Genomic DNA, 12694 nt, shown 5'->3' on the forward strand with positions numbered 1-12694 from the left:
CCGCCCCCGCCAACTCATCTTGCGCTTAACTCCGGCCGGACCGAGGCTTATCATGCATTTCAGCTTTCCCGACGGCAAAGCCGTCCGCATAAATTGCCGGGATTCTTCCGCTTTGCTTGCCACGGTGGGGCAGCGGCTGGCCGAGGGGCGCGGTTTTGCCCTTGCCACGATCAACGTCGATCACCTGCAAAGGCTGGGCGAAGATACGGGTTTTCGCCAGGCATACGCCGCGCATGATCTGGTCTGCGCCGACGGCAACCCCATCGTCTGGCTATCGCGGATCGCCGGCCGGCCAGTGGCGCTGGCGCCGGGTTCGGATCTGGTGCTGCCGCTGGCGGCCCGCGCAGCGCAAGCCGGCCTGCCCGTGGCGCTGATCGGCAGCAGCGACGAATCGCTGACGCTTGCCGCACAAAGCATGCAGGCAGCCGTGCCGGGACTGCGGGTCGCGCTGACCCATGCGCCGGGGTTTCCCTTTGATCCCATTGGCGAGGAAGGGGCCGAAATCATCGCCCGCATCCGCGAATCGGGCGCGCGGCTGTGCTTTCTGGCGCTTGGCGCGCCACGGCAAGAAATTTTCGCCATCCGCGCCCGCGATGCGCTTGGCGACGTGGGCTTCGCCTCGATCGGGGCCGGGCTGGACTTTCTGTCCGGCCATCAGCGCCGCGCCCCGCAACTGGTGCGGCGGTTGAAGCTGGAGTGGTTGTGGCGCATGCTGTCCAACCCGCGCCGGCTGTTTTTGCGCTATGCCAAGGGCTTTGCCATCCTGCCCGGACATCTGCGTCAGGCGCTGGCCATCCGCACCCAGGGTGACAGGACGCAGGAATAGAACAGGCCGGTCGGATACGCCCTAGGCGGTCAGCACCAGCCAACCCGCCTGTTGTGCGGCAAGATGCACCTGCGCGCCGGGGGCCGGCAGTTCAGTGCCCGGTTCGTTGAAACGGTCCAGCACCACCTCTTGTCCCGCCGCCCGCGCCCTGAGCCGCTGGACCGAGCCCAGAAACTCGGCACCGGTAATCTCGGCCGGGATGCCCTCGGGGGCGATGCGCAAGCTTTCCGGTCGTGCGGCCAAAATGATGCGGCCGGCGGGCAAGGGACGATCCAGCGCGATCTGCGCCCCTTCGACCCGGACAAGTCCGCGCGCCGCGTCCAGCACTTCGGCATCAAAGCGGTTCAGCGTACCGACGAAGCCGGCGACGAATTCGGTGGCGGGTTGGTTGTAGATCTGCGCCGGCGTGCCGGTCTGGTCGGCAATGCCCTTGTGCATGACCACGATGCGATCAGAGATCGACAGTGCTTCTTCCTGATCGTGGGTGACGAAGATGGTGGTGATGCCCAGTTGCTGCTGGATCTCGCGGATCTGGTTGCGGAGGGACACCCGGATCTTGGCGTCCAGCGCCGAAAGCGGCTCGTCCAGCAGCAGCACCCGTGGCCGAGGCGCAAGCGCGCGGGCCAGCGCCACCCGCTGTTGCTGGCCACCCGACAATTGCCAGGGATAGCGCGCGCCCAGATCGGGCAGCCCGATCAGCTCCAGCATCTGGGTCACCCGACCGCTGCGCTCAGCCCGCGCAACTCCGGCGACGCGCAGGCCGAAGCCGACATTTTCAGCCACGGTAAGGTTGGGGAACAGCGCATAGGACTGGAACACCATACCGATCTGGCGCTGGTTCGGACGCGCCCTTGTCACATCTTGCCCGTCAATGACGATACGGCCCGCGGTCGGCGTCTCGAACCCCGCGACCATGCGCAGCACTGTCGTCTTGCCGCATCCCGACGGGCCAAGGAACGAAACGAACTCGCCCTTTGCGATGGCCAGGTCGAAATCATGCACCACCTTGGTCACGCCAAAGGATTTCTGCAAATGGTCCAGGGTCAGAAAGCTCATTTCGCAGGTATCCTTGTGCCGAACAGGCGAGACAGCAGTTGCATCAGCCCCATGCAGCCCCAGGTGACGGCAAAGGCGATCACCGCCAGTGCCGCCGGCTCATAGGCGCGATTGGCGCCCAGAAGCTGCATGTAAGGACCGAAGGCCGGGCGGTTCAGCAGCGCCGCCATGGTGAATTCGCCAATGACGATGGCAAAGGACAGGAAAGCGCCCGACATCACTGCCCCCATCACATTGGGCAGGATCAGCCGGCCGATGATCCGCACCCAGCCGGCGCCCAGCGATTGCGCCGCCTCGGTCAGGCTGCGCACGTCCAGCGTGGAAAGCCCGGTGTCGACGGCGCGATACATGTAAGGCAGCGCCAGCGTGGCATAGCCGCAAAGCAGCAGCAGGTTGGTGCCCGAAGCGGTGCCGGTCAGCGGCAGGATCGACGAGGTGTTGAAAAGCCGGATATAGCCGAAAACGATGACGATGGCAGGGATGACCAGCGGCAGCAGGGTGATGAACTCGATCACCGGGCGCAGGCGCGGCAGGCGCAGGCGCACCCAATAGGCGGTCGGCACCACGATCAGCACGCCCAGCGCGATGGTCAGCAGCGCCATCACCACAGAATAGCTGAAGGTGGCGCGGAAATTCGGATCCGCCAGCACCGAACGATAGGCGTCCAGCGAATACTCCCCCCGCCGCATGCGCAACGAGAACTCGACCGTGCCGATCAGCGGCAGCAGGAAATACAGGCTGCCGACGATCAGCGCGGCCCAGGACCAGAACCGCTTCATCGCATCCACCTTTCGGCGCGGGTGCGCATGATGACATAGGCCAGGTTCGCAAGCCCGGTGACGACGATCATGCCGAAGGCCATGGCATAGCCCAGATGCGGGTCCTGCAACACATCGCCCCGGATCTGCGCGAACAACATGATCGGCACGATAGACAGCGACGACCCGGTCAGCGCATAGGCCGTGGCAACCGCGCCGAAACTGTTGGCGAACAGCAGCGCAAACGTGCCCAGAAGCGAGGGGAACAGGATCGGCAGCGCCACCATACGCCAATACTGGCCGGTGCTGGCGCCCAACACCTCGGCCGCCTCGCGCCATTCGCGCTTCAACCCATCCAGCGCCGGGGTGATAATCAGGATCATCAGCGGGATCTGAAAGAACAGATAGGTCAGCGTCAGGCCCCAGAAGCTCAGCAGATTGAAGCCCATGGCATAGATGTTGATGCCGAACCACTGCCGCAGCAGCAAGGTGACCAGACCCACCCGCCCCAGCGTGGCGATAAAGGCAAAGGCCAGCGGCACGCCGGCAAAGTTCGAGGCGACACCGGAAAATGTCATCAGGGGACCGCGGATCCAGCGCGGCACCCCGCCCATGACCACCGCAGCCGCCATGGCAAAGCCGATCAGGCAGCCCAAAACCGCCGAGGCCAGCGAAATCTTGATCGAGATGACAAAGCTCGACACGATGCGTGGCGAGGCCAGGCCGGCCAGATTGGCCAGGGTGAATTCGCCCTGAGGGTTCTGGAAGGCGCCGATGACGATGTTCATCGTCGGAAGCACGAGGAACAGGGCCGCAAAGGCAAAGAAGGGCACGACACCCAGCCAGTTCCAGCCGATATTTCTCATTCCGCCTCGCCTGCTGTCAAAGCGGCCCCGCCGGTTCAGGCGGGGCCGTTGCGTTTTATTCCTGGACGGCCGCGCCGACTGCGCTGTCCCAGCCCTCGGTCACGACCTTCTTGTTCGCCTCTTGCTGCTCGAGCGTCGGGAAGATCGCCTTTTCATAGGCTGCGGCAGGCGGCAGCGCATCCAGCAGTTCCTGCGAAACCTTGCCGTTCTGGACCAGATCGTTGAAGCGGATCGGGTGGCAGTATCCCTTGAGCCAGGCAAGCTGCCCCTCATCCGAATACAGGTATTCCATCCACAGCTTGGCGGCGTTCGGATGCGGCGCATAGGCCGAGATGGCCTGAACATAAACGCCCGCAACTACGCCATCTTCGGGAATGATAACCTCGACCGGCGGGTTGCCGTTCAGGCTGTCGCGCCATGAAAGCAGGTTATAGTCCCAGGCGGTGACGATCGGCGTCGCGCCCTGCGCGATGGTGGCGGACTTGCCGATGACGGGAACGAAATTGCCGGCCTTGTGGACCTCGGCCATCAGTTCCATGCCCTTCTGGCCGGATGCCTCGCCCGGCTCACCACCGTTCGCAAGCCCCGCGGCCATGACCGAGATGATCGCTTGGGCCGAGGCGCGCGGATCGCCCGCCAGCGCAAATGCGTTCGCATATTCCGGCTTGCTGAGATCCTTCCAGCTTGTCGGGGCCTCGTCGATCAGGTCGGTGTTCACGCCAAAGGCCATCACGCCGTAATAGTCGCCATACCAATAGCCCTCGGCGTCCTTGGCGTCGTCCGGGATCGTATCCCAGGCGGCGACCTTATAGGGCTGGATAAGCCCCTCGGCCTTGGCTTGCGGGCCAAAGGACAGGCCCACGTCGATCACGTCGGGCGCCTGCGGGCCCTTGTTGTCCTTGTTGGCGCGGATCGCCTCCAGCTCATCGGCCGATCCCGCGTCGGGGTTCAGCTCATTGACCTTGATCTCTGGGTATTTGGTCTTGAAGCCCTCGATCACGCCGCCATAGTTGCACCAGTCATGCGGCAAGGCGATGGTGGTCAGCATACCCTCGGCCTTGGCGGCCTCTTCCAGCGCGGCAAGATCCTGAGCCAAGGCCGCCCCCGAACTCGCCAACAGGGTCAGCGCGGCCAGCCCTGCCGCGGTCGATTGAATGGTCATTCGTCAACTCCGTTCCAGAACACGCCACATCGGCGGTTGGATGCCACCTAGCGGCCCCCCATCACAGTCTTGCGACACAAGACCCATGTTGGCAAAGCTTTTTTCCGCAACTGTCGAAAAGGCCAAGCCCGATCCCGCGCAGGCCAACGGGGACCGATCAGGGCACCAGTACCAGCCCCACCTTCATGGACTTGCGGCCAATGCGATAGTCGGCCTCGACCCGGTGGCCGGGCAATGCGGGGTGCAGCGTGCCCAGCGACCCCAGCGAGATCACCGAACCGGGCTTCAACTCATATCCGCCCTGTCCGACCAGCCACAGCACGACGTCCAGCGGATGGCCCAGCAGCATCTCGCCCGAGCCCGAGCCGATGCTCTTGCCGTCAAGCTTCAGGTTCACCGTCAGCGCCGCCAGATCGGCGACCGGATCGTCCAGTTCCGACATCGGGACGCCGCGTCCCAGCACCCCGCGCCAGGGCGTCACGCCATAGGCCACCATCAGCGGCCCGGTCGGCTCCACATCCTTTTGCAGCGCCAGATCGGGCAGCTCAATAAAGGGCCGGACATCCTTGAGCGCCGCCGCCACCTCTTCGCGGGTGCGGGCGTGCATGATGGCAGAGCTGCCCACGGTCACGACCAGATCGGCCTCGAAAAACGGCGTGCGGCTGCCGGCAAGGCTAAGGCGCGTCCCGTCCGGCAGCAACATCGGCGCAAACAGCGCCCCGGCAGCCGGCTCGGTCACGCCAAACCGCTCTTGCACCGGTTTCGAGGTGAAGCCGACCTTCACCCCCACCGGCGCGCCCAGTTCCGTCTCAAGCACACCACGGAAGCTGGCATAGGCGCAGGCCCCCTCTTCGACCGTGCGCACCAGCGGGTCGGGCAGGCGCTGGCCGGCCATCCAGCCGCGCGCCGCGTTCTGCATCAATGAGACGTCCGGACAGGCCGCGACGGCGACACCCGCCAGCGGCAGCATGACTGCGCCCAGAATCAACGATCTCATCACCCTTGCCCCACGACTGTATTCCCGCAAACGATGCCGCAACAAAAGGCGGCTGTCACCGGGATTTTTCACGCCACCCCCGTAACTTGCCCGCATCCTGTTTGCATCGGCCCTTGCATCCCCTAGAAGAACGGGGACCGCAGGCGACAAGGCAGGACATGAGCGATCAACCCACCCCGATGATGGTGCAGTATCTGGCGATCCGCGAGGCCAACCCCGGCGCGCTGCTGTTTTATCGCATGGGCGATTTCTACGAGATGTTCTTTGACGACGCAGTGGCCGCCGCCGCCGCGCTGGACATCGCGCTGACCAAGCGCGGCACGCATCAGGGACAGCCGATCCCAATGTGCGGTGTGCCGGTCCATGCCGCCGAAAGCTATCTGCTGGCGCTGATCCGCAAGGGGTTCCGCGTCGCCATCGCCGAGCAGATGGAGGACCCGGCCGAGGCCAGGAAACGCGGCTCGAAATCCGTGGTCGCCCGCGACGTGGTGCGCCTTGTCACCCCCGGCACGCTGACCGAGGAATCGCTGCTCGAGGCCCGGCGCCACAACTTTCTGGCCAGTTTCGCCAATGTGCGCGAAGAGTCGGCGCTGGCTTGGGTCGATATCTCGACCGGCGCCTTTCGCGTCATGCCCTGCCCCCCCGCACGTCTGGCGCCGGAACTGGCACGGCATGCCCCACGCGAGCTTTTGGCCGCCGAAGGCTCGCGCCTTGACGAATTCGCGGCCGAGGCGGGGGCGGCACTGACCGAACTGCCGGCGGGCAGTTTCGACAGCGGCGCGGCCACGCGCCGGCTTTGCGCGATGTTCGGGGTTGAAACGCTGGACGGGTTCGGCAACTTTTCCCGTGCCGAGCTGGCCGCCATGGGCGCCATCGCCGATTATCTGGAACTGACGCAAAAGGGCCGGATGCCGCTGATCCGCCCCCCGGTGCGCGAGGCCCTTGGCGGCGCAATGCAGATAGATGCGGCAACCCGGCGCAACCTAGAACTGACGCAGGCGTTGTCAGGCGGGCGCGAAGGGTCGCTGCTGGCCGCCATCGACCGCACCGTGACGGCGGGCGGGGCGCGGCTGCTGGAACGGCGCATCAGCGCACCCTCGCGCGATCTGGAGGAAATCCACGCCCGGCAGGCGGCAGTGGCGCATCTGGCCGCTGACCCGCGCCTGACCGCCGATCTGCGCGAGGCGCTGTCGCGCGCACCCGACATGGACCGTGCCCTGTCGCGTCTGGCGCTGGAGCGGGGCGGTCCGCGCGATCTGGCCGCGATCCGCGCCGGACTGACACAAGGCACTGCGATCGCCGCCATGCTGGGCGACGACGACATCGCCGTGCTTGCCCAGGCCGCCCGCGACCTGACCGGCCATGACGAACTGATCGATCTGCTGGACGAGGCGCTGGTGGCCGAGCCACCGCTGCTGGCCCGCGACGGCGGCTTTGTCGCACCGGGCTTCGACGACGATCTGGACGAGACCCGCCGCCTGCGCGACGAGGGCCGCGGCGTGATCGCCCGCATGCAGGCCGATTACATCGCCGAGGCCGGGGTGCCGAGCCTGAAGATCAAGCACAACAACGTGCTGGGTTATTTCATCGAGACCACCTCGACCCATGCCGAAAAGATGCTGGCGCCGCCGCTCAATCAGCGGTTCATCCACCGCCAGACCACCGCCAACCAGATCCGCTTTACCACGGTCGAGCTTTCCGAGCTGGAAACCCGCATCCTCAACGCCCGCGACCGCGCGCTGGAGATCGAGCGCGGGATATTTGCCCGGCTGACCCGCGCCATATTGGACCGCGCCGGTCCCATCGGGCAGGCGGCGCGGGCGCTGGCGGAAATCGACCTGACCGCCGGCTTTGCCGACCTCGCATCGGGCGAGGGCTGGGTGCGCCCCGAAGTGGACGACAGCCGCGCCTTCGTGATCGAGGGGGGGCGGCATCCGGTCGTGGAACGTGCGCTCAGGCGCAAGGGCGAAGCTTTCGTCGCCAACGACTGCGAACTGACGCAGGGCGAAACCCCGGCCATCTGGCTGCTGACCGGCCCGAACATGGCCGGTAAGTCGACATTCCTGCGCCAGAACGCGCTGATTTCGATCCTAGCGCAGGCCGGGGCGTTCGTGCCCGCACGCCGCGCCCATGTCGGGCTGGTCAGCCAGTTGTTCAGCCGCGTGGGTGCCGCGGACGATCTGGCGCGGGGCCGGTCGACCTTCATGGTCGAGATGGTCGAGACGGCGGCGATCCTGAATCAGGCCGACGATCATGCGCTGGTGATCCTGGACGAGATCGGGCGCGGCACCGCCACCTGGGACGGGCTGTCGATCGCCTGGGCGGTGATGGAGCATCTGCACGCCACGAACCGCTGCCGCGCGCTGTTTGCCACGCATTATCACGAGATGACCTCGCTTTCCGCACGGCTGGAGGGCGTCGAGAACGCCACTGTCGCCGTTCGCGAATGGGAAGGCGAGGTGATCTTTCTGCACGAAGTCAGGAAAGGCGCTGCCGACCGCTCCTATGGGGTGCAGGTGGCGCGGCTTGCGGGCCTGCCGCCCTCGGTCGTGGAACGCGCGCGCGACATCCTTCACCAGTTGGAAAGCGGCGAACGGCAGGGCACCGGCAAGCCGCAGGCGCTGCTGGACGACTTGCCGTTGTTTCGCACGGTCCCCACGCCCGCGCCGACAGCCAAGCCGAAGCCCTCGCAGGTCGAGGAGCGGCTGCGGACCCTCAACCCCGATACGATCAGCGCACGCGAGGCGCTGGATCTGGTCTATGAACTGCGGGGAATGCTGGGGTCAGAGGGCTGAAGGCCGGCACGCGCACCCGCTGACCGAAACGCCGACCGCGCGGAAACCCAAGGCCGCTGGCCGTCGCGGCCTAGATCTTTACGTTGACAAAGCTGTCGCGTAACGCGGCGGACCATGCGGCCGACATGGCCATGAAGCCCGGGTCGCCCTCAAGGATGCGGCGGTGGTGGGCGACCTTGCAATCGTCCTTGCGGATCACTGCCAGATCCAGCGGCATACCCACCGACAGATTCGAGCGCAGGGTGGAATCCATCGACAACAACACCGCTTTTTGCGCATCGGCCAGCGAAGTGTCTGGCCGCACCACCCGGTCAAGGATCGGCTTGCCGTATTTATGTTCGCCGATTTGCAGAAAAGGCGTGTCTTCGGTCGCCTCGATGAAATTGCCCTCGGGATAGATCAGGAACAGCCGCATCTCACCGCCCCGGCGTTGGCCGCCCACGATCATGCTGGCGCTGGCCTGCGGGCTCAGGTCCTGGCACTGCCCCACGATCTCGCGCCGTATCTGGCTGAGCGTGTGGCCGATCAGCGTCGCCACCTGCAGCATGGTCGGGGCGCACATGATCGAGCTGTTCTCATCGGCGTCAGGGTGTTCGATGGCCTCTTGCAGCCGGCCAAGGGCGGTCTGGGTCACGGACAGGCTTCCGGCGGTCATGATGGCAATGACCCGCTCGCCCGGCTGTTCAAAGAAGAACATCTTTCGATAGGTCGAGATATGATCCATGCCGGCGTTGGTTCGGGTGTCCGAAAGCAGCACCAACCCTTCGTTGAGCTTCAGGCCGACGCAGTAGGTCATGATTGTTCCATGCTGGAGATCGCCTTTCGAGAATACGCCGGCCTTGTCGCCCCCGCAATCGGCCGAAGTTATTGCCCCATCTCCTCGACCTGCACGCGCACGTCCAGGCTTTCTTCGCCCAGCCCAAAGGTCGTGCCGCTTACCGGCGCCGCATCCTGCGCATCCAATCCCGAGCCCAGCCGCACATAGCGGTCGTCCGGGCAACAGGCATTGGCGGCATCGAACCCGACCCAGCCCAGCGTGCCCACGTGGATCTCGGCCCAGGCATGGGCGGCGTCATGCGGCTCGCCCCCGGCATTGGAATGCAGATAGCCCGAGACATAGCGCGCCGGCAGGCCGCATTCGCGGGCGCAGGCGATCAGCGCATGGGCATGATCCTGACAGACGCCCTGCCCCAAGGCCAGCGCTTCGGCGGCCGAGGTATGCGACCCGGTCGCGCCCGGCACGAAGGCGATGGCCTGCGAAACCGCTGCGGCCAGTCGGTGCGACAACTCCAGCGCATCCTCGCCCCGCCCGGAATGGGCCAGTTCGCGCAGCCCGCTATCCGGGGCGGTCGCCAGCGTCTGGCGCAGATAGACCAGCGGGTTCACCGTCTCGCGGTGACCGCGCAGGACGCCTGCGGTGTCGCGGGTTTCGACCTGACCCGAGATCGACACCACGACCTCATGCACAGGGCCGCGCACCGTCCACCCCTCGATCCAGTCGCCCGCGCCATCGCGAAATGCCGCCCCGCGTTGCCCACCCGACACCGTAATGGCCCAGTCCGTAACCCGCTGCCCTTCGTGGACCGAGGGGGTCAGCCGCAGGCTCTGCACCAGCCCCTGTGCCGGGGGATCATATACATAGCTGGTTTCATGGGTGATTTTCAGCCGCATATCCGCCCCCTACATCCGTCCGCTCAGGTAATCGTCATGCACGGCGACCGAGATATTGGCCACCTCATGGATGAACCAGGACAGGAATTCATGCAGCCCCTCGTCAAAGATCGCCTCGACATCGCGTGCCATCAGCGAATTCAGCGTCGCATGCGCCCGAACCGAGGCGCTGGCCGGTGCGTCGCTACCATAGCGGCGCAGCAAGCCGTCCAGATGCCAGACGGCCTCGTACAGTGAACTCAGCAGCGAACGCGGGCTTTCGCCGTTCAGGATCAGGAAATCCGCAACCTTGCTTGCCGTCACCTCGCCGCCATAGGCCCAGTGAAACGCCCGATGCGCCGACAGCGCGCGCAGGATCACCTGCCATTGGTAATTGTCCAGACCCGAGCCCACGAACTCTACCCGCGGCAGCAGCACGAAATATTTTACGTCCAGCAGCCGTGCAGTGGCGTCCGCACGTTCCAGAGAATAGCCCAGATGGATGAAGTGCCAGCCGTCGTTACGCAATTGCGTCGCATTGATGGCACCGCGCACAGTCGAACTGTGCCGCGTGGTGAAATCGGTCAGCATCGCGGTGTCAAGCCGGCTGCGCGGCTGGCGCTCCAGCACCCGCAACTCCTGATAGGCCATGTTCAGCGCGTCCCAGACCTGACTGGTCAGCGCCGTGCGCACGATCCGCCCGCCCTCGCGCGCCTTTTCGATGCAGGAAACCACCGAAGACGGGTTGGTCCGGTCGAAGAACAGCCAGCCCTCGATATTCTCCTGCGTAATGTCGTCGCCGTAATGCTCGGCAAAAGCGGCCTGAGCCCCCGAAGCACGCAGCAGCGATTCCCATTCGTTGCGATAACCCTCGGCGGTGTTCGGCAGCAGGGTGATGCGCGCGCCCACATCCAGCAGGCGTGCGGCGGTTTCGGCGCGCTCAAGATTGCGGCCCATCCAGAACAGGTTGGCGGCGGTGCGGCTGAGCATGGCTGACCCTTTCCTATTCCGACAGAACCCAGGTGTCCTTGACCCCGCCGCCCTGCGACGAGTTCACCACCAGCGAACCCTCGCGCAGCGCAACGCGGGTCAGCCCGCCCGGCACCAGCTCGATCCGGTCGCCACACAGGCAAAAGGGGCGCAGATCGACATGCCGGGGCGCCACCCCCTCATCGACAAAGGTGGGGCTGGTGGACAGCGCCAGGGTCGGCTGGGCGATGTAATTGCCGGGATTGGCCTTGATGCATTGGGCGAATGCCTCGATCTCGGCCTTGCTCGCACAGGGGCCGATCAGCATGCCGTAACCGCCCGAGCCATGCACCTCTTTGACCACCAGATCCTTGAGGTTGGCCATGACGTATCGGTAATCCTCGTCCTTCCACAGCGACCATGTCTGAACGTTGCGCAGGATCGGCTCCTCGCCCAGATAAAAGCGCACCATCTCGGGCACGAAGGTATAGACCGCCTTGTCATCGGCCACGCCCGCACCCGGGGCCGAGGCGATCGAAACCCCGCCTGAACGCCAGACATCCATCAGCCCCGGCACGCCCAGCATGGAATCGCGGCGAAAACACAGGGGATCCAGGAACTGGTCGTCGATGCGGCGATAGATCACGTCCACGCGCTTTGGTCCCTGCGTCGTGCGCATATAGACAAAGCCGGCATCGACGAACAGATCGCTGCCCTCAACCAGTTCCACGCCCATCAGGTTGGCGAGGAAGCTGTGTTCGTAATAGGCGCTGTTGTAATGGCCCGGCGTCAGGATCACGACAGTCGGCGTGCCCTCGCATTTCGCAGGTGCGACCGAGGCCAGCGTGCGGCGCAGCAGTTCGGGATACTGGTCCACCGGCTCAATACGGTTGTTGCGAAACAGGCCGGGAAACATGCGCATCATGATCTCGCGGTTTTCCAGCATGTAGCTGACCCCCGAGGGCGTGCGGCAGTTATCCTCGAGTACATAGAATTCGTCCCGCCCGGTGCGCACGATGTCGACACCGATGATATGGGAAAATATGCCGCGCGGTGGCACGAAGCCCACGACCGCCTTTTCATAGGCCGCATTCTGATAGACCAGCCGCGCCGGGATGCGGCCGGCGCGCACGATCTCTCCCCTGCTATAGACGTCACGCAGAAAGGCGTTCAGCGCCCGTGCGCGTTGCTTGATACCGCGTTCAAGCCGACGCCATTCGCTTTGCAGGAACACCCTTGGCATCATGTCAAAGGGGATCAGCCGGTCCGGGTCGCCGCCTTCGCCATAGACCGCAAATGTGATGCCGATACGGCGAAACAGCGCCTCTGCCTCGGCCTGCTTCATCTGGCGGATCTCGGCAGGCATGGCCTCGATCCAGTCCGAGAGCATGGCATAAGGCTCGCGGACCGACCCGCCGTCGACCATTTCGTTGTAGCACATCGTCATCGCCACCACCCCTTACCTCTGTCCACGATCTTCGCACCTGCGCCGGCACTGTCCACAGCGGGACTACCTGCAGCCCAGGCGAAATCTGGATTTGACAAGGGTTGGGCCTTCGCTGCCGGAATAAAAGGCAGAACGCAAAGCCCCGGTTCCGGCAGGGCCGGGAAAAAG

The 12694-nt window shown here is 65.1% G+C and carries 11 protein-coding genes; 2 read left to right on the top strand and 9 right to left on the bottom strand.

Annotation, left to right across the window (positions count from 1 at the left end; translation table 11 throughout):
* Window positions 1-52 precede the first annotated feature (52 nt).
* Window positions 53-826 (top strand): WecB/TagA/CpsF family glycosyltransferase, encoded by a 774-nt coding sequence (locus JWJ88_RS07155; protein WP_205293431.1) that lies wholly within the window; start codon window positions 53-55, stop codon window positions 824-826.
* A 21-nt stretch (window positions 827-847) separates the two neighbouring features.
* Here JWJ88_RS07155 and JWJ88_RS07160 read toward each other — a convergent pair whose 3' ends face one another.
* The 5 genes from JWJ88_RS07160 to JWJ88_RS07180 form a co-directional block, all read right to left on the bottom strand.
* Window positions 848-1882 carry an ABC transporter ATP-binding protein gene (locus JWJ88_RS07160; protein WP_205293432.1) on the bottom strand — a complete coding sequence of 345 codons (1035 nt, stop codon included), beginning with the start codon at window positions 1880-1882 and terminating at the stop codon, window positions 848-850.
* Window positions 1879-2661: an ABC transporter permease gene (locus JWJ88_RS07165; RefSeq protein ID WP_205293433.1), complete on the bottom strand. Its 783-nt coding sequence runs from the start codon at window positions 2659-2661 to the stop codon at window positions 1879-1881. Before JWJ88_RS07165 ends, JWJ88_RS07160 begins: the two co-directional genes overlap by 4 nt.
* Window positions 2658-3506 carry an ABC transporter permease gene (locus JWJ88_RS07170; protein WP_205293434.1) on the bottom strand — a complete coding sequence of 283 codons (849 nt, stop codon included), beginning with the start codon at window positions 3504-3506 and terminating at the stop codon, window positions 2658-2660. The genes JWJ88_RS07165 and JWJ88_RS07170 overlap by 4 nt, the downstream gene beginning before the upstream one ends.
* A gap of 55 nt (window positions 3507-3561) precedes the next feature.
* Window positions 3562-4668: an ABC transporter substrate-binding protein gene (locus tag JWJ88_RS07175; protein WP_205293435.1), complete on the bottom strand. Its 1107-nt coding sequence runs from the start codon at window positions 4666-4668 to the stop codon at window positions 3562-3564.
* Between the two features lie 157 nt (window positions 4669-4825).
* Window positions 4826-5665, bottom strand: a complete 840-nt coding sequence (locus JWJ88_RS07180) for a 2-keto-4-pentenoate hydratase (protein WP_205293436.1) — start codon at window positions 5663-5665, stop codon at window positions 4826-4828.
* Window positions 5666-5823: 158 nt separating this feature from the next.
* Between JWJ88_RS07180 and mutS the strand changes: the two genes are divergently transcribed.
* Window positions 5824-8460, top strand: coding sequence for a DNA mismatch repair protein MutS (gene mutS, locus JWJ88_RS07185; protein WP_205293437.1), 2637 nt, complete (start codon window positions 5824-5826; stop codon window positions 8458-8460).
* 70 nt (window positions 8461-8530) lie between these two features.
* Here mutS and JWJ88_RS07190 read toward each other — a convergent pair whose 3' ends face one another.
* From JWJ88_RS07190 to JWJ88_RS07205, 4 genes are all read right to left on the bottom strand, one after another.
* The gene (locus tag JWJ88_RS07190; RefSeq protein ID WP_205293438.1) at window positions 8531-9256 is read right to left on the bottom strand and encodes a proteasome-type protease; all 726 of its coding nucleotides are present in this window, start codon (window positions 9254-9256) and stop codon (window positions 8531-8533) included.
* Between the two features lie 68 nt (window positions 9257-9324).
* On the bottom strand, window positions 9325-10131 hold the full coding sequence (locus JWJ88_RS07195; RefSeq protein WP_205293439.1) for a transglutaminase family protein: 807 nt from the start codon (window positions 10129-10131) through the stop codon (window positions 9325-9327).
* A 9-nt stretch (window positions 10132-10140) separates the two neighbouring features.
* On the bottom strand, window positions 10141-11100 hold the full coding sequence (locus JWJ88_RS07200) for an alpha-E domain-containing protein (RefSeq protein WP_205293440.1): 960 nt from the start codon (window positions 11098-11100) through the stop codon (window positions 10141-10143).
* A gap of 13 nt (window positions 11101-11113) precedes the next feature.
* The gene (locus tag JWJ88_RS07205) at window positions 11114-12526 is read right to left on the bottom strand and encodes a circularly permuted type 2 ATP-grasp protein (protein ID WP_205293441.1); all 1413 of its coding nucleotides are present in this window, start codon (window positions 12524-12526) and stop codon (window positions 11114-11116) included.
* Window positions 12527-12694: the final 168 nt, after the last annotated feature.

The organism is Paracoccus methylovorus (genome assembly GCF_016919705.1).
GTDB classification, from domain to species: Bacteria; Pseudomonadota; Alphaproteobacteria; order Rhodobacterales; family Rhodobacteraceae; genus Paracoccus; species Paracoccus methylovorus.

Coding starts and splice junctions, on each gene's coding strand:
- JWJ88_RS07155 (WP_205293431.1), top strand. CDS start 53: ATGCATTTCAGCTTTCCCGACGGCAAAGCCGTCCGCATAAATTGCCGG.
- JWJ88_RS07160 (WP_205293432.1), bottom strand. CDS start 1,882: ATGAGCTTTCTGACCCTGGACCATTTGCAGAAATCCTTTGGCGTGACC.
- JWJ88_RS07165 (WP_205293433.1), bottom strand. CDS start 2,661: ATGAAGCGGTTCTGGTCCTGGGCCGCGCTGATCGTCGGCAGCCTGTAT.
- JWJ88_RS07170 (WP_205293434.1), bottom strand. CDS start 3,506: ATGAGAAATATCGGCTGGAACTGGCTGGGTGTCGTGCCCTTCTTTGCC.
- JWJ88_RS07175 (WP_205293435.1), bottom strand. CDS start 4,668: ATGACCATTCAATCGACCGCGGCAGGGCTGGCCGCGCTGACCCTGTTG.
- JWJ88_RS07180 (WP_205293436.1), bottom strand. CDS start 5,665: ATGAGATCGTTGATTCTGGGCGCAGTCATGCTGCCGCTGGCGGGTGTC.
- mutS (WP_205293437.1), top strand. CDS start 5,824: ATGAGCGATCAACCCACCCCGATGATGGTGCAGTATCTGGCGATCCGC.
- JWJ88_RS07190 (WP_205293438.1), bottom strand. CDS start 9,256: ATGACCTACTGCGTCGGCCTGAAGCTCAACGAAGGGTTGGTGCTGCTT.
- JWJ88_RS07195 (WP_205293439.1), bottom strand. CDS start 10,131: ATGCGGCTGAAAATCACCCATGAAACCAGCTATGTATATGATCCCCCG.
- JWJ88_RS07200 (WP_205293440.1), bottom strand. CDS start 11,100: ATGCTCAGCCGCACCGCCGCCAACCTGTTCTGGATGGGCCGCAATCTT.
- JWJ88_RS07205 (WP_205293441.1), bottom strand. CDS start 12,526: ATGACGATGTGCTACAACGAAATGGTCGACGGCGGGTCGGTCCGCGAG.